17 protein-coding genes and 1 pseudogene are annotated in these 20,188 nt (G+C 66.6%); 5 read left to right on the forward strand and 13 right to left on the reverse strand.

What is annotated here, in order from left to right; all coding sequences use genetic code 11:
• Positions 1–87: 87 nt before the first annotated feature.
• From acsF to bchF, 13 genes and pseudogenes are all read right to left on the reverse strand, one after another.
• Entirely contained in the window at positions 88–1,164 is a 1,077-nt protein-coding gene (gene acsF, locus J6595_RS04660; RefSeq protein WP_209593267.1) for a magnesium-protoporphyrin IX monomethyl ester (oxidative) cyclase, read from the reverse strand.
• A complete protein-coding gene (locus tag J6595_RS04665) occupies positions 1,161–1,463 on the reverse strand; it encodes a hypothetical protein (protein ID WP_209593268.1) in 303 nt (100 codons plus the stop codon). Before J6595_RS04665 ends, acsF begins: the two co-directional genes overlap by 4 nt.
• Positions 1,460–1,972 carry a photosynthetic complex assembly protein PuhC gene (gene puhC, locus J6595_RS04670; protein WP_209593269.1) on the reverse strand — a complete coding sequence of 171 codons (513 nt, stop codon included), beginning with the start codon at positions 1,970–1,972 and terminating at the stop codon, positions 1,460–1,462. Before puhC ends, J6595_RS04665 begins: the two co-directional genes overlap by 4 nt.
• A 13-nt stretch (positions 1,973–1,985) precedes the next feature.
• The gene (puhB, locus tag J6595_RS04675; RefSeq protein ID WP_209593270.1) at positions 1,986–2,666 is read right to left on the reverse strand and encodes a photosynthetic complex putative assembly protein PuhB; all 681 of its coding nucleotides are present in this window, start codon (positions 2,664–2,666) and stop codon (positions 1,986–1,988) included.
• On the reverse strand, positions 2,663–3,448 hold the full coding sequence (puhA, locus tag J6595_RS04680; protein ID WP_209593271.1) for a photosynthetic reaction center subunit H: 786 nt from the start codon (positions 3,446–3,448) through the stop codon (positions 2,663–2,665). The genes puhB and puhA overlap by 4 nt, the downstream gene beginning before the upstream one ends.
• 26 nt (positions 3,449–3,474) lie before the next feature.
• Positions 3,475–4,911, reverse strand: coding sequence for a BCD family MFS transporter (locus tag J6595_RS04685; protein WP_209593401.1), 1,437 nt, complete (start codon positions 4,909–4,911; stop codon positions 3,475–3,477).
• A gap of 50 nt (positions 4,912–4,961) precedes the next feature.
• The gene (bchM, locus tag J6595_RS04690; protein WP_209593272.1) at positions 4,962–5,666 is read right to left on the reverse strand and encodes a magnesium protoporphyrin IX methyltransferase; all 705 of its coding nucleotides are present in this window, start codon (positions 5,664–5,666) and stop codon (positions 4,962–4,964) included.
• A gap of 8 nt (positions 5,667–5,674) precedes the next feature.
• Positions 5,675–6,586, reverse strand: a complete 912-nt coding sequence (gene bchL / locus J6595_RS04695; protein WP_209593273.1) for a ferredoxin:protochlorophyllide reductase (ATP-dependent) iron-sulfur ATP-binding protein — start codon at positions 6,584–6,586, stop codon at positions 5,675–5,677.
• Positions 6,583–10,335, reverse strand: a complete 3,753-nt coding sequence (locus J6595_RS04700) for a magnesium chelatase subunit H (RefSeq protein WP_209593274.1) — start codon at positions 10,333–10,335, stop codon at positions 6,583–6,585. Before J6595_RS04700 ends, bchL begins: the two co-directional genes overlap by 4 nt.
• Entirely contained in the window at positions 10,307–10,516 is a 210-nt protein-coding gene (locus J6595_RS22930; protein ID WP_425342125.1) for a hypothetical protein, read from the reverse strand. The genes J6595_RS04700 and J6595_RS22930 overlap by 29 nt, the downstream gene beginning before the upstream one ends.
• 47 nt (positions 10,517–10,563) lie before the next feature.
• Positions 10,564–12,157, reverse strand: a pseudogene (locus J6595_RS04705) (nitrogenase component 1); the annotation flags it as partial.
• Positions 12,158–12,168: 11 nt separating this feature from the next.
• Positions 12,169–13,473: a ferredoxin:protochlorophyllide reductase (ATP-dependent) subunit N gene (locus tag J6595_RS04710; RefSeq protein WP_209593276.1), complete on the reverse strand. Its 1,305-nt coding sequence runs from the start codon at positions 13,471–13,473 to the stop codon at positions 12,169–12,171.
• Complete coding sequence (bchF, locus tag J6595_RS04715; protein WP_209593277.1) at positions 13,470–14,009, reverse strand: 2-vinyl bacteriochlorophyllide hydratase; 540 nt, start codon at positions 14,007–14,009, stop codon at positions 13,470–13,472. The genes J6595_RS04710 and bchF overlap by 4 nt, the downstream gene beginning before the upstream one ends.
• Before the next feature lie 208 nt (positions 14,010–14,217).
• Here bchF and J6595_RS04720 point away from each other — a divergent pair, with 208 nt between their 5' ends.
• The 5 genes from J6595_RS04720 to J6595_RS04740 all read left to right on the forward strand — a co-directional run bounded on the left by J6595_RS04720 (position 14,218) and on the right by J6595_RS04740 (position 20,156).
• Positions 14,218–15,081 (forward strand): cobalamin B12-binding domain-containing protein, encoded by an 864-nt coding sequence (locus tag J6595_RS04720; RefSeq protein WP_209593278.1) that lies wholly within the window; start codon positions 14,218–14,220, stop codon positions 15,079–15,081.
• Positions 15,082–15,146: 65 nt separating this feature from the next.
• Complete coding sequence (gene ppsR / locus J6595_RS04725; protein WP_209593279.1) at positions 15,147–16,574, forward strand: transcriptional regulator PpsR; 1,428 nt, start codon at positions 15,147–15,149, stop codon at positions 16,572–16,574.
• Positions 16,575–16,664: 90 nt separating this feature from the next.
• Positions 16,665–17,582: a chlorophyll synthase ChlG gene (gene chlG / locus J6595_RS04730; protein ID WP_209593280.1), complete on the forward strand. Its 918-nt coding sequence runs from the start codon at positions 16,665–16,667 to the stop codon at positions 17,580–17,582.
• A gap of 4 nt (positions 17,583–17,586) precedes the next feature.
• Positions 17,587–18,930: a BCD family MFS transporter gene (locus J6595_RS04735; protein ID WP_209593281.1), complete on the forward strand. Its 1,344-nt coding sequence runs from the start codon at positions 17,587–17,589 to the stop codon at positions 18,928–18,930.
• Complete coding sequence (locus J6595_RS04740) at positions 18,927–20,156, forward strand: geranylgeranyl diphosphate reductase (protein WP_209593282.1); 1,230 nt, start codon at positions 18,927–18,929, stop codon at positions 20,154–20,156. The genes J6595_RS04735 and J6595_RS04740 overlap by 4 nt, the downstream gene beginning before the upstream one ends.
• The last annotated feature ends 32 nt before the right edge of the window (positions 20,157–20,188 follow it).

Raw genomic sequence — 20,188 nt, forward strand, 5'->3', positions numbered from 1 at the left:
GATTTGGAATGGATTTCGGGTCAAGCCCGGGATGACGACGTCGAAAGGTTTCGCTTCGCCGCAATTTGCGAACCCGGCCGCCCCGTCTCACCACACGGGAACGAGCTTGCTCTCCTTCGGGATCTCGTTCTTGATCACCGGCAGTGTGTAGAGCCGCGCGAAGGCGAGCGCCGCCGCCGCCTTGCCACGCCAGACCTTCAGCTTGCCGGAAACTCCGCCCTGTTGCGCCGCCGCGTCGATGCCGCGGCTGATCTTCAGGAGGCGCTCGAGCCCGGCCTTGAAGCGCGGATCGTCGATATCGATCATCACCGGGAAGACCTGTCTGGAAATCTCGTTGGTGATGGCGAAGACCTTGAAGCCGTATTCCGACGGGTCGAGGCCGAGGGCCTTGTGGAACTCCGGCCGGGCATGGTCGCGGACATACATCGTCGCGTAGACCGCCAGCAGGAAGAAGCGGATCCACAGCTTGTTGCGGCCTTCCAGCGTATGCCGCTCGGCGCGCATCAGCAGCGAAAAGGCCTCGCCGTGGCGGAACTCGTCATTGCACCACTTCTCGAACCACTTGAAGATCGGGTGGATGCGCCGTTCCGGATGCTGTTCCAGATGCCGGAAGATGGTGATGTAGCGGGCGTAGCCGATCTTCTCGGATAGATAGGTGGCATAGTAGATGAACTTCGGCTGGAAGAAGGTGTACTTCTTCTCCTTGGTCAGGAAGCCGAGATTGACCCCGATGCCGAATTCTTTCAGCGCGTCGTTGATGAAGCCGGCATGGCGGGCCTCGTCGCGGCTCATATAGGAGAAGAGCTCGCAGATATCGGGATTGGATCCGCGCCGCTTCATCTCCTTGTAGAGAACGCAGCCGGAAAATTCCGCCGTCAGCGAGGAGACGAGAAAATCTACGAGCTCCTTGCGCAGGCCCTCGGGCAGATCGTCGAGCTCGATCTTGTCCCAGTTCTCGTCCCGCTTGAAATGGCCGCGGTTCGGATCGGACTTCATCTCGGCGATCAGCGCGTCCCACTCGCGGCGAACGCCGGAGACGTCGACCTTGTCCAGCTTGTCGAAATCGGTGGTGTAGAAGCGCGGCGTCAGCAGCGTGTCCTGCTGGGCCGTCCTGGTCGTCTCGTTCGGCGCTTCGGCAGCGGCGATCCTGGCGTGCGCGTTCATAGCGTTGCCCTTTCCGAGAATGAGAATTCGCAAAGTTCCATGAATTCGAAGTCGCCGGTCGCCCGCGTCCAGGCGCGCTCCAGCCATCCGGCCCGGCGGATCGTCGCACGGCGCCTGATACAGGCGGTCTCGCCATAGGGCACTTCCACCGGCGCGCCGTGAACGAGAACCTCGTCGCCCGGCTCCACCGTCACGCCGCCGTCGAAGCGCACATGGGCATGGAGGCTGTCGAAGGTGTTGGAAACCTCGACGGTACAGCCGACGTCTTCGGATCGTTTCTTGAGCAATCGTCCGATCATTTCACGCCTCCCAGATTGGCGGCATCGGCGGCCGGCATCATATTGGCAAAGGCCTTGGCCTGCCTCTCGCCGAATGCCCGCAGTTCCACCTGCTGGTGGGTCTCGGGATCCTCGACCACCAGCCTGCCGTCGGACTTCAATGCGAGAACGAACGGCCCACCCACAGTAGCACCCTTGCGCAACCTGTCACGCGCCAGATTGCGCAGGGCTTCGATGGCAAAGGCGCCGGATCCGGGCTCGACGGTCAGGAGCACCTCGCCGTTTTCGGCATCGACGACGGAAGCCGAGCCGTCGTCATGCTCGGCAAGCTGCAGATCGCGGTGGGCGACGGTGGCGATATGCGGCGTGTCGGCCATGCCGACGCCGGTCGTGCGACCCATGCCGATCGCAACGAGGGTGACGAGGGCGAGCGCCCCGGCGCTGATCAGGATCGGCCTGGGGATGGGCTTTTCCGGATCGGGAGCGATCTTGATCGATCCGTTGCGGATGGCGGCGGCGAGAGCTCGCATGATCCGGTTTCCTTCACATCGCAGCCGGCTGAGCGCCGGCAAAGCCGGTTTCGGCGCGTTTTTCGTCGGCCGGCCGGGCATTGCGAACGGCGCCGCGCGCTCCCCCTTGCGAGGCGACGAGTGCGTCGGCAACCAGCCGCGCCGCCTCGCCGGCACCGGGAACGGCACGCAGCAGCGGCTCGGCCGAGCCGAACTTCCACGGCCGGGCATAGGGCCACAGCTGGAAGTAGGACGGCCGGCCCTTCTTGGGGATCGACAGGACGATGTCCCCGGAACCGTCGCCATTCACCTTGAGCCCGGCGCTGTCGATGTCCGACAGCGGAATGTTGAGCTGCGCGGGAAGGGCGACGCCGTAGCGCATCACCAGCCGCCTGTTGGTGAGCGTGAAGCTCGTCGACCGCGCCATCAGGAAGGCCAGCAGCATGATCACGCCGACACCGAAGCCGATCGCCGGCAGAAGCGTCGCGGCATCGGCGAAGCCCAGCGCCCACGACCCGGTGTCGTGGTGGGTCGAGCCGACCTTCCACACGGCGAAGCCGAGGAACCAGACACCGATCCATTTCAGGCGGAACGCCGTCAGGGCCAGCCGCCACCAGTCGGGCCGCTCCTGCCACAGGATGGTCTCGCCCTTGGGCAATTCCTCACGGCCGACGACGGGCTTGATGTCGTCGAATTCGTCCATCTGAGCGCTCATGACAGGGCATCCTCGATCGGCGAGCCATCGTAGAAGGCACCGCCGGCGAAATAGGCGTTGAGGCGGTCTTCCTCGCGCATCGTGATCTGATCGGGGCTTGCCAGCGGCGGAACCCGCGAGAACTGCGCCCGCGTCAGCTGCCCGAAGCGGATCACCCCGAGGCTGTCCTTGATCGTCGCGAAGGCGACCGGCGCCAGAACGCGCTTGCCGCCGCTCTCGATATTCGTCTCGATTTCGAGATAGCGGGGGAAATATTCGTGGGCGTTGACCCAGACGTCGACGACCTTGCCGACCTCGGAGCCGTCTCGCGACATCACCGGCATGCCGATCGGATTGGTGCCCGTCTCCTCCAGATGGTACTCGGTGTGGTTTCGCAGCGGCACCAGCTTGAGCGAACCGTCATTGGTGAGATCGGGAGTGTCGGATTTCAGCGCATAGGCGGCCGGGCCGACGCCATCGACCAGCGGATCACCGGAGGGCATGATCGGCGAACCGGGGAACTCGTAAGCAGAGAACGCGGCGAGCTCGCGCTCCGGCTCGTGCCTCGGCGCCGTCACCGTCCCACCATGCATCAGCCTGAAGGTCTTCGGCGAGGGTATCGGCGGGAAGCCGACGACCTTCATCCGCCCGCCCGTGCCGAGGGTGCGATCGCTTTCAAGCGGATAGCCCTCCCGCTTGTCCTCGCCGCGCAGGTAATAGACCAGCCCGAGGAAAAACAGGAAGAACAGGATGACGAGCAGCAGAGGAATATCGAGCTGCTCCGTGAAGGAATATCCTGGCAAGACACGCACTCCCTTTGCTTAAGCTTCTAGTTCGGTAGATCGGCGAGGCCGAAGCGAGCCGATGGTTCGGCCCGCGGTTCGATCCGTCGCGGCTTGACGAGCGGCCCGAGGCTGGCGAGAGCCGCGAAGACGAGAAGAATCTCGACGCAATAGGCGATGGAATAGCCGCTTGCGGGGCTGGCAAAGGCCGGGCCGAGCCAGCCGGCATCGGCGAGGCCGCTGACGGCGTCCCGCACGAAGCCGCCGAACGCCACCGCGAGACCGAGAGCCACCGCCTGCACGGCGCTCCACGCGCCGAGGGCGAGGCCGCCGCGCCCCGAAGTGACCATCGCCATCGCCGCGATCAGCATGGAGACCGCAAAGAGCCCGCTGCCGAGCCCGATCAGCGCCGTGCCGAGGCAGAACACGACGACGGAATCGAACGGCGCCGACATGATCACGGCCGCAAATCCCGGCAGGCCGAGCAGCAGCCCGATTGCGGCGACGACATAAGGATTGGCGCCCTTGCCCATCAGCCGCGCGGAGAAGAAATAGCCGACGAGGCTTCCCGCCGCGAACAGCGCCGTCAGAAGCGTCGTCGCGCCGACGGCCATCTTGAGGACCGCACCGCCATAGGGTTCGAGCAGCACGTCCTGCATGCCGAAGGCGGCCGTGCCGATGGCAAGGGCGATCAACAGACGATCGAGGCTCTTTTGCTGCCGGAGCGCCCTCAGTGCCGCGCCGAAGGATTCTTTCGGCTTGCCGTCGGGCGCGAGATCCCGGCGTCGCGGCTCCTGTTTCCAGATCGCGATCATCGTCAGCGCCAGCGTCAGCATGGCTGAGCCCTTCAGGACCTCGATCAGCTTGAGCGGCGAGAAATCGGACAGCATCCGCCCGATGACGATCGCCCCGGCCACCATGCCGACCAGGAGCATCGTATAGAGCATCGCAACGACGCGGGGACGCTTCTCCGCCGGAGCGAGATCGGTGGCCAGCGCAAGGCCCGCGGTTTGCACCGTATGAAGGCCGAAACCGGTCATCAGGAAGGCGATCGTCATTCCCGCCTCCCCGTAGATCACCGTGCCGGGGCGCCCCTCGGAAATGATCAGAAGCGAGATCGGCATCAGCGCAAGGCCCCCGAACTGGGCGATCGCGCCAAACCAGATATACGGCACCCGGCGCCAGCCGAGATAGGAGCGGTGGGTATCGGACTTGTGGCCGATCAGCGCGCGGGCCGGCGCGACGACGAGCGGCAGCGCCAGCGCAACCGCAATGAGCGAGATTGGGATGCCGAGTTCGACAGCCATGACGCGGTTGAGCGTGCCGCCGAGAAGCACCATCGTGATGCCGACCGAGATCTGGAAGAGCGACAGCCTGAGGATCCGGCTGAGAGGCAGTTCCACCGTCCCCGCGTCCGCAAACGGCATCAGCGCCATCACGAAGCGCCGCATCTGCTCTCTGGCGGCCACCTCGCGCGCCGACATCGGGGCCGATGTGCCGCGGGCCAGAGCGGAGCTTTTTTGGCGGAAAAGCCTCATGGCCGGACGAGCTCCATTCCGTGGCTCTTGTAGAACCCGCTCGTCACCCGGCGCTCGCTGCCGATCTGCCAGCCGGCGAGGCCGCGATGGCTCTCGAGCTCTTCGCTGAAACGCCGCGTCGCGACGGGAACGATCGCCGGAGCCCGATCTCCTCGCGGGAACAGCCGGCCGACCCGGTGCATCGCAGCCAGCATCGCCGTCTTCGGCGCGACGGAGAAGGCGATCGAACGCGATGTGCGGGCTGCGAGCGTCGCAAGGGCAGCGGCGGCATCCGCCGGCTCGTAGTGGATCAGCGAATCCATCAGGACGACATGGTCGAAGCGGCCGTAGGACGGGGCCAGCATGTCACCCGCGGCGAAACGGATGGCGTGACGAACGCCTGCGGACGCCGCAAGATCGGCAGCGTGAGCAACGAGCGTCGGCGACAGATCGATGGCGACGACTTCCGCGCCGCGCTCGGCGAGCGCGATGGACAGTGCGCCGGTGCCGCAGCCGGCATCGAGCACCCGCAACCCGGTCAGGTCGGTGGGCAGCATGGCGAGGAGCGCGGCGCGCATCTCGTCGCGGCCGGCCCGGACGCTGGCGCGGATCCGGCCGAGCGGCGCGTCGGAGGTCAGCTTCTTCCAGGCATCACTTGCCGTGCGGTCGAAATAGGTCTCGATCTCGCCGCGCCGGGTCTCGTAGGTGGCACCATCGCTCATCGCCCGCCTCACTCGAACCCGAGGAAATCGAAGATGTCGCGGTCCTTCATGGACTTGCCGTCCATCGGCTCGACCCCGGCATAAAGCGTGGCGGCGAGCCGCAGATACTCCTCCTGCACGGCCTTGACCTCCGGCGCGTCGCCCATCTCGAACAGCGTCGCCTTCTTCAGCCGGCTCTTGCGGATGGCGTCGAGGTCGGGGAAATGCGCGATCCGCTCCAGCCCCGTCGCGGCATTGAACCGGTCGATCTCGTCGGTTCCGGCCGAGCGGTTGGCGATGACGCCTCCCAGCCTGACGTCATAATTCTTGGCCTTGGCCTGGATCGCCGCGACGATGCGGTTCATCGCGAAGATCGAATCGAAGTCGTTGGCGGTTACCACCAGCGCCCGGTCGGCATGCTGCAGCGGCGCCGCGAAGCCGCCGCAGACGACGTCGCCGAGGACGTCGAAGATGACGACGTCGGTGTCTTCGAGGAGATGATGCTCCTTCAGAAGCTTCACCGTCTGGCCGACGACATAGCCGCCGCAGCCCGTTCCGGCCGGCGGTCCGCCCGCCTCGACGCACATGACGCCGTTGTAGCCCTCGAAGACGAAGTCCTCCGGCTGCAGCTCCTCGGCGTGGAAATCCACCGTCTCGAGGACGTCGATCACCGTCGGCTGCAGGCGCTTGGTCAGGGTGAAGGTGGAGTCGTGCTTGGGATCGCAGCCGATCTGCAGCACGCGCTTGCCGAGCTTGGAGAAGGCGACCGACAGGTTCGACGAGGTCGTCGACTTGCCGATGCCGCCCTTGCCATAGACGGCAAAGACCTTGGCGCCGTCGATCTTCGGCCCGGTGTTCATCTTCACCTGAACGGAGCCCTCGCCATCCTCCTTGCGATAGACGGTGCGCGGGAGCGGGAGTGTGGTTTTCAGTCCGGTCATGCTGCCACGACCTCCTTTGGGGTGATGCCTTCCAGCCGGTCCTCGAGATCGGCGCCCGCTTCGCGCAGGGCCTCCATTTCGGCCGGGTCGGAGGTCCAGTAATTGCGCTCCTGCGCCTCGATCAGGCGGTCGGCCATGCGGGCCGAGGCGGTCGGATTGAGGCTGGCGAGGCGCTCGCGCATCGCCGGGTCGAGGACGAAGGTCTCGGCGAGGCGCCGATAGACCCAGGGGCTCACCTGCCCGGTCGTCGCCGACCAGCCGAGGGTGTTGGTGACGTGGGTCTCGATCTGGCGCACGCCCTCATAACCATGGGCGAGCATCGCCTCGATCCATTTGGGATTGAGCATCCGGGTGCGCGCTTCCAGCGCCACCTGCTCTTCCAGCGTGCGTACCTTGCCCTCGCCGCGGGTCTGGTCGCCGATATAGACCGGCACCTTCTCGCCCCGCGCATCGGACGCCGCCCGGCTGATGCCGCCAAGGGTGTCGAAGTAATGGTCGATGGTGGTGACGCCGAGCTCGACCGATTCCAGATTCTGATAGGTCATCTCGACCTTGGCGAAACTCGCCTTCAGCAGCGCCTCCTGCTCGCCGGTGCGGCCCTTGCGGTCGACGGCGAAGCACTTGCGCCGCGTATAGGCGGCGGCGAGGTCGCCCTCGCTCTCCCAGGCGCCGGAATCGACCAGCAGGTTGACGTTGGAGCCGTAGGCGCCGTCGGCATTGGAGAACACCCGCAGCGCCGCCGTCTCGAAGTCGCAGCCGGTCTCGGCGACATAGGCGAGCGCGTGCTTGCGGATGAAGTTCATCTCTTCGGGCTCGTCGGCCGAGGCGGCGAGGAAGGCGGCTTCGGCGAGAAGCTTCGACTGCAGCGGCAGGAGATCGCGGAAGATTCCCGACAGCGTGACGAGGACGTCGATGCGCGGCCGGCCGAGAGCCTCCAGCGGGATCAGATCGGCGCCGGCGAGCCGGCCGAAGCCGTCGAAGCGCGGCGTCGCCCCCATCAGCGCCAGCGCCTGGGCGAGCGGGCCGCCCTCGCTCTTCAGATTGTCGGCGCCCCACAGGACGATGGCGATCTTTTCGGGCAGCGCGTGGCCGCTGGCGGCATGGCGGGCGAGCATCCGCTCGGCCTGGCGCCGGCCGTCGGAAACGGCGAAGGCGCTCGGAATGCGGAAGGGATCGAAGCCGTGGACGTTGCGGCCGGTCGGCACGATCTGTGGCGTGCGCAGGAGATCGCCGCCCGCCACCGGGCGGATGAAGCGGCCATCGAGCGCCCGGAGCAGCGCCGGCAGCTCGAAATCCTGTCGCAGGTCGCGCTCCAGCGTGATCAGCGCCGCGACCGTTTCCGCGCGGGCGACGTCATCGGTGCCGTCGTCGAGACCGACGGCCGCTCGCAGCGCGATGCCGTTGTCGCCAGCAACCAGCGCGGCGATCGCATCGGCACCCGGATCCATGTCCAGCGAAACTTCGGCCGCAGCCGCGATCAGATCGGCCCGCTCGGCGTCGGAGACCGGCTCGCCGACGACATGCAGGCCGTGCGGGATCAGCGTCGCCTCGATCTCGAGCACCCTTTCGCGCAGATCGGGAACATCGACGGCGACTGGTGCGCCATCGGCGGGTGCCTGGCAAAGGTCGAGTTCGCCGGCCTGGGCCGCGATCGTCGCTTCGAGATTGTTGCGCTCCTCGACCGCCTCGGGAGCGGTGCCGCGCCAGCGCTCGATCGAGGCCTTGAGATCGGCGAGGCCGCGATAGAGGCCGGCATGAGCGACCGGCGGGGTCAGATAGGAGACCAGCGTCGCGGCGGCGCGACGCTTGGCGATGGTGCCCTCGGACGGGTTGTTGGCGGCATAGAGATAGAAGTTGGGCAGATCCTGGATCAGCCGGTCGGGCCAGCACTCGCCGGACAGGCCAACCTGCTTGCCGGGCATGAATTCCAGCGCTCCATGGGTGCCGAAATGCAGGACCGCATCGGCGCCGAAATCCTCGCGCAGCCAGCGGTAATAGGCCGAGAAGGCGTGGGTCGGCGCGAAACCTTTCTCGAACAGAAGGCGCATCGGATCGCCCTCGTAACCGAAGGCCGGCTGGACGCCGATGAAGACGTTGCCGCAACTGACGCCGAGAACGAAGATCGACGAGCCGTCGGACTGATGCTTGCCGGGCGCCGGGCCCCATTGCGCCTCGATCTCGGCGAGATGCGGCTCGCGCCTCACGTGTTCGTCGGCCGGGATGCGGGCGAAGACGTTGGCCTGCGCGCCGTAGCTTGCGGCGTTGCCGGTGAGGATCGCCTCGCGCAGGGCATCGACGCTGTCCGGCAGATCGACGCTGTAGCCGTCCGCCTTCAGCGCCTTCAGCGTGTTGAACAGCGAAGTGAAGACCGCGAGATAGGCGGCCGTGCCGACGCTGCCGGCATTCGGTGGGAAGTTGAAGATCGTCAAAGCGATCTTGCGGTCGGCCTTCTCACGGCGGCGAAGGGCGACGAGGCGGGCGACACGGCGGGCCAGCATGTCAGCCCGGTCTGGCGCGACCGTCATCTCGCGGTGGCCGTCGCCGCGTGGCATGGCCGTGCGACCGCCGAACAGCATCGGCCCGGTGGCGCCGTCGATCTCCGGAATCGCCACCATGATGGTGGATTCGACCGGCGTCAGCCCGCCGGAAGACAGCTTCCACTCGTCGAGCGATTGAAATTCCACCGCCTGGGCGCCGATGTAAGGCACGTCGAGCGCGGCCAGCACGTCCTCGGCCGCCTTGGCGTCGTTATAGGCGGGGCCGCCGACCAGCGAAAAGCCCGTCAAGGACACCAGCGCATCGATCACCGGCCTGCCATCGCGCTGGAAATAGGCCTCGATCGCCGGCCGGGAGTCGAGCCCCGAGGCGAAGGCCGGGATGACCTTCATGCCTCTGGCCTCCAGCGCCGCGATCACGCCGTCATAGTGGCCGGTATCCCCAGACAGGACATAGGAGCGCATGACCAGGAGCCCGACGGTTCCGGCCTCGCCGCCGCCCTTCGGCAGGCTCTGGGGGCGCTCGGCGATGCGGTCGCGCAGGCGGGGGTGATAGAGGCCGACATCGGGATAGACGAAGGGATCGGCCGGCCGCAGATCGGCCTTCAGCGCGGCGCGCGGCCCGGTGCCGTAGCGCTGGACCAGAAGGCGGATCATGTTGGCGATGTTCTCTTCCGAGCCCGCCAGCCAGTATTGCATCATCAGGAAATAGGCGCGCACGTCCTGCGCGGTGCCGGGAATGTAGCGCAGGATCTTCGGCAGCCGGCGCAGCATCTTCATCTGCCGGGCGCCGGAGGTCTCGCCCTTGGCCTTCTTGCCGCCGCCGCGCAGCTTCTTCAGAAACGCCAGCGCGCCGCTCGCCTCGCCGCTCATGTCGAACTTGCCGAGCCGCGTCAGCTTGACGATTTCCGAGCCGCACATGGCGCCGACGAAGGCGTCGCACTTGTCGCGCCGCGCCTGCAGCGCGGGCAGCACCGGCAGGATATGGTTCTCCAGGAACAGCATGCCGCAAAAGACGATGTCGGCCGATCCGATGTCGTCGATGCAACGGGTGAGATGCACCGGGTCGCGGTCCCAGTCTGTCGCGGCGTGGACGGCGATCTCAAGCCCCGGAAGCTCGTCGCGCAACCGATGACGCGCCGCCGCCACCGCGCCGTCGACATGGCCGTCGAGGCTGATCAGGACGACGCGGACGGGAACGTCCCGCGAGCGCGCCGGCGAAGCGTCAGCGGCTGTAATGGGCTTTTGCGTCATAAAGCGTCTCCACGGTGATCTCGGAGAGACCCCGTTCCGCGGCGAATTTTTCGGTGTTGCGGCGGGCTTTGCCCCGCACGAAGAAGGGGATTTTCCTCAGTTCGGCTTCGGCCTCGACGTGCCAGATTTCAGGGGTGGTGAGGGTGTCGGCGGGCGCGGATGCGAGCGTTGCCTCCGCCATCTGCGGCGCCGCGATGACGGCCGGTTCGGCCGCGACGCGCACGCCGGAGCCGAGATGCGACGGCACCGCCGCGTCGTTGAATTCGAAGTCGTCGCGGAACATGCCGAGGAGGTGCTCCTCGAGCCCCATCACCAGCGGATGGACCCATGAGTCCCAGAGGACGTTGGCGCCCTCGAAGCCCATCTGCGGCGAGTAGCGGGCCGGATAGTCCTGCACATGCACGGGCGCCGAGATCACCGCGCAGGCGACGCCGAGCCGCTTGGCGATGTGGCGCTCCATCTGGGTGCCGAGCACGAGCTCCGGCTGGGCAGCGGCGATCGCGGCCTCGACGTCGAGATAGTCGTCGGAGATCAGCGCCTCGACACCGTATCTTTCGGCGGCCGCGCGGATGTCGCGGGCAAATTCGCGGCTGTAGGTGCCGAGGCCGCAGAGGGTGAAGCCGAATTCCTCGGTGGCGACCCGGGCGGCGGCGAGCGCATGGGTGGCATCGCCGAAGACGAAGACCCGCTTGCCGGTCAGATAGTTGGAATCCACCGAGCGGGAGAACCAAGGCAGCCGAGACGCAGGTTCGGCCGCCTCGTCGGCCTCCTCGGTCGGCAGGCCGGCGAGCTTGCGGACCTCGGCGACGAAGTCGCGGGTTGCGCCATGGCCGATCGGGACGACGGTGGTGAACTCCTGGCCGAAGGTCCGCTTCAGCCATTTCGCTGCGACACCGGCGATCTCGGGATAGAGCACGACGTTGAAATCGGCCTCGCCGAGCCGCGCAATGTCCGCCGGCGACGCGCCGAGCGGCGCGACCACGTTCACCGCAACGCCGATTTCGCCGAGCAGCTTGCGGATTTCGGCCACGTCGTCGCGGTGGCGAAAGCCGAGGGCGGTGGGGCCTAATATGTTGCAGCTGGGGCGGCGGGCGTTCTTTTCGGTAGGCCCCAGCTGGTCGCCCTGGCCTGATCGGAGGGAGGCAGCGTCACCCCCCTCTGCCCTGCCGGGCATCTCCCCCACAAGGGGGGAGATCGAGCTTGCGCGAACGCCGCTGTCATCCTGCGCTTTCGCGTCCTGCATCGACGATTGGGGAGCGGCACCCACGTCAACGATCTCCCCCCTTGTGGGGGAGATGCCGGCAGGCAGAGGGGGGTTCCCCGGCACGCCGTCCGACCCGAGCGGCTTCAAAGCATCGGCATCCGCGACAGCGGCCCGACCTGAACCGGCCAACGTCCGCACCACCTGATAGAACGTCTCGGCCGCGCCCCAGTTTTCCTTGCGCTGATAGGAGGGCAGCTCCAGCGGGATCACCGGAACCGGCAGGTTCGATGCTTTCGCGAGCCCCGCCGGATCGTCCTGGATCAGCTCGGCCGTGCAGGAGGCCCCGACCAGCATCGCCTGGGGCTGGAAGCGCTCATAGGCGGAGATCAGCGTGCGCTGGAAGAGTGCGGCGGTGTCGGTGCCGAGATCGCGCGCCTCGAAGGTGGTGTAGGTGACCGGCGGGCGCTTGGAGCGCCGCTCGATCATGGTGAAGAGCAGGTCGGCATAGGTATCGCCCTGCGGCGCGTGGAGGACGTAATGGACGCCCTCCATCGCGGTCGCGACGCGCATCGCGCCAACATGGGGCGGTCCTTCATAGGTCCAGACGGTGAGCTGCATGGCCGCCTCCCCTAAACTCTCAGCCGCGTCTTGCGGTCGAGCGGACGGGCGAAGAGCCCGGCAAGATCACCGGCCTGTTCGTAGCCCTGGATCGGGGTGAAGAGCAGCTCGATCGACCATTTGGTCGTCAGCCCCTCCATCTCCAGCGGATTGGCGAGGCCGAGGCCGCAGACCGAGATGTCCGGCCGCGCGGCGCGGGCCCTGTCGAGCTGACGATCGACATCCTGGCCTTCCGACAGCTGCACGTCGCCGGGCAGGAGTGCCAGCTCCTCGGCGAGATGCTGGCGATGGAGATAGGGCGTGCCGACTTCGGTCAGCTGCATGCCGAGTTCGCGCGACAGCATCCGGGCCAGCGGGATTTCCAGCTGCGAGTCCGGGAAGAAGAAGATCGAGCGGCCCGACAGTTCGGCCCTGAAGGGCTCCAGCGCCCGCTTCGCCCGCGCCTCGGCCGCAGCCGTTGCCGAGCGAAAGCGCATCGGATCGACGCCGAAAGCGTCCGCGGCAGCCTTCAGCCAGAGCGTCGTGCCCTCGGCGCCGAGCGGAAACGGGGCGGCGATGCGGCTCGCACCGCGCTGTTCCAGCACCCGCGCGGTTTCGCCGAGGAAAGGCTGGGCGAGAAGATAACGCGTCGAAGCCCCGACCGGCGGCAGATCCCGCGCCCTGCGGGGCGGCAGGAAGCGGACGTCGTCGATGCCCATGGCGTCGAAAAGCCGGGCGAACTGGTCCTCGACCACGTCGGCCAGCGCCCCGACGACGAGGAGCTGCGGCGCGGCTGTTTCGACTTCGGGCAGCTGCGGCACCAGCGCGGCGAGGCAATTGTCCTCGCCTTGCGTGAAGGTCGTCTCGATGCCGGAGCCGGAATAGTTCAGGATCCGCACGTCCGGCGCGTAGCGTTCCGAGAGCCTGGCCGCGGCACGGGACAGGTCGAGCTTGATCACCTCCGACGGACACGAGCCGACGAGGAACAGCATCTTGATGTCCGGCCGGCGCTCGATCAGCCGGGTGACGGCGATGTCGAGCTCCTCATTGGCGTCGGCGAGGCCGGCGAGATCGCGCTCCTCCATGACGGCGGTGGCGAAGCGTGGCTCGGCGAAGATCATCACGCCGGCGGCCGACTGCATCAGATGGGCGCAGGTGCGCGAGCCGACGACGAGGAAGAAGGCATCCTGGATCTTGCGATGCAGCCAGACGATGCCGGTGAGGCCGCAGAACACCTCGCGTTGGCCGCGCTCGCGCAGCACCGGGCGCTCGGTGCAGCCCTTCGTCGGGAGCGAGGCACCCGCAATGCCACCGGCGAGATTGAGCGGACCGTTCATGCCGGCACCTGCCCCGCCGGCGCTGCGCCGGCAATCGCTCCGCCCTCGAGCCGGGCCGCCCGAAGCTTCAGGATGAACTGTCCGGCGTTGAGGAAATAGGCGAGATAGCCGGCGAGCGCGACGGCGAACTGCTCTGCCGCAGTGCCGATGCCGGCGAACAGCATGGCCACATAGGCCGTGTGAAGGGCGATGACTCCCATCGACACGACGTCTTCCCAGAAGAATGCCGGGGCGAACAGCCAGCGGCCGAAGACCACCTTCTCCCAGATCGAGCCGGTCACCATGATCGCGTAGAGCGTCGCCGTCTTGGCGACGACAGACAGCGCCGCGGCCTCGTAGCCGGCGCCGGTCGCCAGGTAGCGCAGCACAAGAACCAGCGAGACCAGGCAGACGAGAAACTGAAAGGGCGCCAGAACACCCTGCACGAGCGTCCAGACCGTCGCGTCGCGCCGCTCACGTTCGGCAGGCGTATAAAGCGAGGCACCGTTTCCGGTGGCAACGACGTCTGGCGACTTGGATGAACGAGTGGGTGCCATGGCCGGAATGTGAGACCGGCGCACCCAATGTGTCAAGTAAAATTGACGTTCGGCGTTTTTTACATTTTTATCACGGCAACCCTGATTGCATTCTCGTCCAGTTTGGAGGAAGCTTAATGTACAACAAGCGTCGAGAACCGGCGACCGCTGCGTTTCCAAGGGATTGGAGCCGTTGTGGTTCTTGGCGAACACACGGGAGAGGCGAACAATGCCGGGCATCCCTCAAGTTGCGGATTTGTACAGCCGAGAGTTTCGGTCGGCATCGTCCGGCTCCGATCTGTCAAAAAGTATTGACAGCTGCGAGGAGGGTAGCTGGAAGGGTCGCCTGTCAGAAGCGATTGTCGCCAAAGTGATCCCGTCGCTTTACGCCGCTCATTTCGAGCCTGGGCCGGACAACCAGAACAAGAGACCGTCCTTCGACATGCGCCGCCGGGCCGAAGCGGACCGCTTCCTCGGACTGGTTCTCTCGAGCAGTCCCGACGCGCAATGGCAGCATCTCCTCGGCCTCAAGGCCAAGGGTATGGACCTCGAAACCCTGCTGATGGAGATCATGGCTCCGGCCGTGCGCGAGCTGGGGGAAATGTGGCTGAACGACCGCATGAGCTTCGTCGAGGTCACGACGAAATCGGCTCGGCTGCAGCACATGATCCGCTCTCTCGGCCGCTCCGATTCCTATGCGCTGGCCGATGGTCGCGCCAGCATCCTCCTGGCCGCGGCGCCGGGGGAACAGCATACGTTCGGCCTGTTCGTCATGGCGGAGTTCTTCCTCGCCGCCGGCTGGAACGTCTCCGTCGAAGCGAATGCCACTCTCGACGCGCTGTGCGATCTCGCCAATGGCCAGCGCTACGACGCGATCGGCATGAGCGTCGGCAGCGAGCGCTTTCTGCCGATGGTCGGCGAGCAGGTAGCGATGCTAAGGCAGGCGTCGCAATCACCGGAAAGCCGCATCTTTCTTGGGGGATGGGCTTTCACGATGGAAGGACTTTCATTAGATGACTACGGAGCCGACCTGATCGCGATAGACGGACGAAGCGCAGTCGAGAGAGCAGAATCCCTGCTCATCGCACGCTGAGAGTGCGCAGCGGGCAGGTTCGATATTAAATCCGGGGGGATTGGCGAGAGATAGGCGCACTGAGGATGGAACATCCCAGCACCGGCCGGCAGTTTTCCGATCCGAGCCGTTCATTCGCGAATCTCGAGGCCGCCCTCGTGGCGACGATGGTCACGGCAGCGACCGACATCGCGCTTCTTCTGGACGGCGACGGAACGATCGTCGACGTCGCGATCCGCGAGCCGTTTCTGTTCGGTGAAATCGAAAAGACCTGGATCGGACGCCAGTTCGGCGATGTCGTCACCGTCGAAAGCAAGCAGAAGGTCCAGCGGATGCTCTCGGAGCGGCCGGACCAGGAAGCCCCGGCGCGCCGCGAGATCAACCACCCCATGCCGGGCGGCCCCGATCTGCCGGTCGGCTATTCGATCATGCCGCTGAGCCAGACCGGAATGCGCCTTGCGCTGGGCCGTGATCTGCGAACCATGGCCTCGCTTCAGCAGGATCTCGTCGAGACCCAGCTCGCCCTCGAAACGGACTATGCGCGGCTGCGCAGCACCGAAACGCAATATCGCGTTCTCTTCGATACGGCGCTCGAGCCGATCGTCGTTCTCGATGCCGGCACCAACCGCATCATCGACGCCAATCTCGCGGCCCGGCAGAGTTTCGAGAAGGAGGGCCGGCGTCTCTCCGGCGCGGCGCTCGCCACCCTGTTCCATTCGTCGAGCCATGCCGGCATCGAGGCTCTCGCCCAGGCGGCGCGGGCATCGGGCGAATCGGAAACTGCAAATCTCATCCTCGTCGGCGGCGAAAGGAAGGTCCCGGTCGCGGCGCGGTTCTATCGCCAGCATGGCAGCAGCCGGATCATCCTGCGATTTGCCATCGACGAGCAGGCTCCTTCGGAGCCGATCGAGATCGATCTCGTCTCGCGCCTGGGCTCGACGATCCCCGACGGCATCGCCGTCATCGGCCCCGATCGCCGGATCCAGGATGTGAACGAGAGCTTTCTCGATCTGACCGAGATCGCCAGCCGCAACCAGGTCGTCGGTCATCCGCTGGACGAGATCCTCGGACGACGCGGGGTGGAACTCGCCATCTTGATGAAGGCGATCGACACGGACGGCTTCGTCCGCAATTTTTCGACGCATCTTCACAGCCGCTATGGCGGCATCGTCGAAGTCGAGGTGAGCGGTTCGGCCATCACCAAGGACGATCAGCGCTTCTACGGCTTCACCGTCCGGCAGGCGACGCGCGCGCAGCCCCGCCCTGCCCCGTCGGAGCCGTTCCGCTCCGCCAACGACATGACCGGACTCGTCGGCCGGGTGCCGCTGCGCGAGATCATTCGCGAGACCGCCGACATCATCGAACAGCTCTGTATCGAGGCTGCGCTCGACATCACCCGCAACAACCGCGCCTCGGCCGCCGAAATGCTCGGCCTCAGCCGCCAGAGCCTCTACTCCAAGCTGCGCAGGCACGGCATCTCCGGCAACTATTCGGACAACGACGAGACGCACTGAGCTCGCCGCATCATCTCGCGATCAAGCCGTCTTGACAGCCATCTGTCAATTTTGATTGACACATCTTCGAGCGACGCCTAGCCTCCTGGCATGAGCCGTTTGATCGTGGAATCTCCCGCATCGTCACGTCCCAGCCTTTCGGCCGGGATCGAGCTTTTGAAGCCGATCACCTGGTTCGCGCCGATGTGGGCCTTCGGCTGCGGCGCGATTTCGGCCCGATCGATGGCGGCGACCGATCAGCAGACGGTATGGGTCGTTCTGGCCGGCGTCGTGCTGGCGGGCCCCCTCCTCTGCGGCGCAAGCCAGGTCGTCAACGACTGGTTCGACCGGCATGTCGATGCGATCAACGAGCCGAACCGGCCAATCCCGTCGGGCCGCATGCCGGGCCGCTCGGCCTTCTACATGGCCGTCGTCTGGACCGCGCTCTCGCTTGCCGTCGCCTTCGCCCTCGGCCCGTGGGTCGGCATCGCCTCGGCGATCGGCTGCCTGCTTTCCTGGGCCTACAGCGCACCCCCGCTCCGGCTGAAACGCAACGGCTGGTGGGGTAACGCCGCCGTCGCCATCGCCTATGAGGGGCTGGCCTGGTTTACGGGCGCGGCCGTCGTCGCCGGCGGCCTGCCGGACGTGCGGATCATCTTCGTCGCCTATCTCTACAGCGTCGGGGCCCATGGCATCATGACGCTCAACGACTTCAAGGCGATCGAGGGAGATGCCGAGCTCGGGGTCCGCAGCCTGCCGGTCCAGTACGGCGTCACCACGGCGGCGCTGATCGCCTGTCTCGTCATGGCGCTGCCGCAGGTTCTGGTCGCCGGGCTCCTCTTCGTCTGGGGCACGCCGTTCCACGCTCTGGCGATCCTGGCTCTCCTGGCATTCCAGATCGGGTTGATGCGCCGCTTCGTCGCCGATCCCCGTGGCCGGGCGCCCTGGTACAACGCCACCGGCACCAGCCTCTACGTCCTCGGGATGATGGTCTCGGCCTTCGCCCTCGGCAGCGTCGTTGGAGGTTGAGGAGATGACGGGCAAAGGCCTCACCTGGCTGCAGATCGTCCGGCTCGCCGTCGTCCAGACGGCCCTTGGCGCCATGGTGGTGCTCACCACATCGACCATGAACCGGGTCATGGTCGTCGAACTGGCCCTGCCGGCGATCGTCCCCGGCGCTCTTGTCGGCATCCACTATGCCCTGCAGATGATGCGCCCCCTCTTCGGTCACAGCTCGGATGGCGGCAGGCGCCGGACGCCTTTCATCGTCGGCGGCATGGCCGTCCTCGGCCTCGGCGCGGTCGGCGCGGCGGGTGCGACGGCGCTGATGGGGTCGCACCAGACGGCTGGGCTGATCGCGGCGATCCTCGCCTTCGTCGTCATCGGCGCCGGCGTCGGCGCGGCTGGCACGAACCTCCTGACGCTCGTTGCGACCCATGTCGCCGACCGCCGACGCGGCCCCGCCGCGACGCTGATCTGGATCATGATGATCGCCGGCTTCGCGGTGACGACCGGGCTCGCCGGCCAGTTCCTCGACCCGTATTCGCCGCAGCGCCTCGTTATGGTGACGGCGGTCGTCTGCGCCATCGCCTTCGTCGTCAGTCTCCTCGCCGTCTCTGGCATCGAGGCCTCCGGGCAGGCACCAGCTCCGGTGAACACGAAGCCGAAGCTCGCCTTCAGGACCGCCGTCGCCGAAATCTGGGAGGAACCCCAGACCCGGCGGTTCACCGTCTTCATCTTCGTCTCGATGCTGGCCTACAGCGCCCAGGATCTGGTGCTCGAGCCTTTTGCCGGGCTGGTCTTCGGGATGACACCCGGCGAGACGACGGAGCTTTCCAGCGCCCAGCATGGCGGCACCGTGCTCGGCATGGTGCTGGTCGCCGTGCTCGGGCCCATCCTCGCCCGGCGGCTGCCGGGTATTCTTACGGGCCTCTCGGTCGCCGGCTGCGTCGGCTCGGCGGCGGCTCTGGCCGCGCTCGCCTATGGGGGCTTTGCCCCGCATGTCTTCCCGCTCCGCTCGGTGGTCTTTGCCCTCGGCGTTAGCAATGGCGTCTTTGCCGTCGCCGCGATCGCCCGGATGATGGGCCTTGCCCGCGAGGGCGCTGCCGGCCGCGAGGGCGTGCGCATGGGCGTGTGGGGCGCGTCGCAGGCCATCGCCTTCGGCGTCGGCGGCTTCCTCGGCACCGTCGCGGTCGATCTCACCGGCCTGATCGTCGGCACGAACGGGGCGGCCTATGCGATCGTCTTTGCCGCCGAGGCTATGCTGTTCGTGATCTCGGCGCGCCTTGCGGTCCGCGCGGTCTCGAGGCTTTCGGCAGCTTCCGCCGAAAGCCGCAACGAGCCAAAACTTTCCTCCAGCGACGTGGTGACGGCATGAGTTCCAACGACATTCCGCGCTTCGACGTCGTCGTCGTCGGTGGCGGCCCCGCGGGTGCGACGGCGGCGGAGAGCCTGGCAAGAGCCGGCCATTCGGTCGCCCTGCTCGACAAAGCGGGCCGGATCAAGCCCTGCGGCGGCGCGATCCCGCCGCGCCTCGTGCGCGACTTCGACATTGCGCCAGACCTCCTCGTCGCGCGCATCGCCAGCGCCCAGATGGTGGCGCCGTCAGAGAAACGCGTGCCGATGCCGATCGAGAACGGCTATGTCGGCATGGTCGACCGCGAAGATTTCGACGAATGGCTGCGGGAACGGGCGGCCGCTGCCGGCGCGACCCGCCTGACTGGCCGGTTCACCGCCATCGAGCGCAACGGCAGCGAGACCCTCGTGCGGTTTCGATCGACGGGCGATGCTAAAGGCCGCGAAGGGGATGGCGACGCCGGCGGTCGGGACAAGCTGCTTTCGACGCGGCTCGTCATTGGCGCCGACGGTGCCCGCTCGGCCGTCGCTCGCCAGGCGATCCCCGGCGCCGACAAGATCCCTTGCGTCTTCGCCTATCACGAGATCGTCAAGGCAAGGCCGGCCGCGCCGCAGGCGGATTATGATCCGGTTCGCTGCGACGTCTATTACCAAGGGCGGATTTCGCCCGATTTTTACGGCTGGGTTTTCCCCCATGGCGAAACGGCCTCGATCGGAACCGGCAGCGCCATCAAGGGCTATGGCCTTCGCCCGGCGGTCGAAAGGCTGCGCGCGACGGCCGGGCTGTCGGACGCCCAGACGATCCGGCGCGAGGGTGCGCCGATCCCGCTCAAGCCTCTCAAACGCTGGGACAACCGCCGGGACGTCATCCTCGCGGGTGATGCTGCCGGCGTCGTCGCGCCCGCATCCGGCGAGGGCATCTATTACGCCATGGTCAGCGCGAGAATGGTCGCCGACGCCGCCTGCGCCTTCCTTGCGACGGGCAATGTGAAGGCTCTTTCAGCCGCGCGGAAAGCCTTCATGCGCGAGCATGGCAAGGTGTTCTGGATCCTGGGGATCATGCAGAGCTTCTGGTACCGATCCGATGCCCAGCGCGAGCGCTTCGTCTCGATCTGCCGTGACAAGGACGTGCAGCGGCTGACGTGGGAATCCTACATGAACAAGAAGCTGACGCGCCGCGATCCGGCCGCGCATCTGAAGATCTTCTTCAAGGATCTCGCCCATCTGTTCCGGCTGGTTTCGCCGTGAACCAGGGATGACGGACGGCTCCCTCTCGCGCG

Origin of the sequence: Jiella mangrovi, assembly GCF_017815135.1 — a bacterium.
Classification (GTDB): domain Bacteria; phylum Pseudomonadota; class Alphaproteobacteria; order Rhizobiales; family Rhizobiaceae; genus Jiella; species Jiella mangrovi.

Bases quoted from the DNA above. Each gene is read 5' to 3' on its own strand.
- acsF (WP_209593267.1), bottom strand. From the start codon at position 1,164: ATGAACGCGCACGCCAGGATCGCCGCTGCCGAAGCGCCGAACGAGACG.
- J6595_RS04665 (WP_209593268.1), bottom strand. From the start codon at position 1,463: ATGATCGGACGATTGCTCAAGAAACGATCCGAAGACGTCGGCTGTACC.
- puhC (WP_209593269.1), bottom strand. From the start codon at position 1,972: ATGCGAGCTCTCGCCGCCGCCATCCGCAACGGATCGATCAAGATCGCT.
- puhB (WP_209593270.1), bottom strand. From the start codon at position 2,666: ATGAGCGCTCAGATGGACGAATTCGACGACATCAAGCCCGTCGTCGGC.
- J6595_RS04685 (WP_209593401.1), bottom strand. From the start codon at position 4,911: ATGTCGGCGCGCGAGGTGGCCGCCAGAGAGCAGATGCGGCGCTTCGTG.
- bchM (WP_209593272.1), bottom strand. From the start codon at position 5,666: ATGAGCGATGGTGCCACCTACGAGACCCGGCGCGGCGAGATCGAGACC.
- bchL (WP_209593273.1), bottom strand. From the start codon at position 6,586: ATGACCGGACTGAAAACCACACTCCCGCTCCCGCGCACCGTCTATCGC.
- J6595_RS04700 (WP_209593274.1), bottom strand. From the start codon at position 10,335: ATGACGCAAAAGCCCATTACAGCCGCTGACGCTTCGCCGGCGCGCTCG.
- J6595_RS22930 (WP_425342125.1), bottom strand. From the start codon at position 10,516: ATGGCGGAGGCAACGCTCGCATCCGCGCCCGCCGACACCCTCACCACC.
- J6595_RS04710 (WP_209593276.1), bottom strand. From the start codon at position 13,473: ATGAACGGTCCGCTCAATCTCGCCGGTGGCATTGCGGGTGCCTCGCTC.
- bchF (WP_209593277.1), bottom strand. From the start codon at position 14,009: ATGGCACCCACTCGTTCATCCAAGTCGCCAGACGTCGTTGCCACCGGA.
- J6595_RS04720 (WP_209593278.1), top strand. From the start codon at position 14,218: ATGCCGGGCATCCCTCAAGTTGCGGATTTGTACAGCCGAGAGTTTCGG.
- ppsR (WP_209593279.1), top strand. From the start codon at position 15,147: ATGGAACATCCCAGCACCGGCCGGCAGTTTTCCGATCCGAGCCGTTCA.
- chlG (WP_209593280.1), top strand. From the start codon at position 16,665: ATGAGCCGTTTGATCGTGGAATCTCCCGCATCGTCACGTCCCAGCCTT.
- J6595_RS04735 (WP_209593281.1), top strand. From the start codon at position 17,587: ATGACGGGCAAAGGCCTCACCTGGCTGCAGATCGTCCGGCTCGCCGTC.
- J6595_RS04740 (WP_209593282.1), top strand. From the start codon at position 18,927: ATGAGTTCCAACGACATTCCGCGCTTCGACGTCGTCGTCGTCGGTGGC.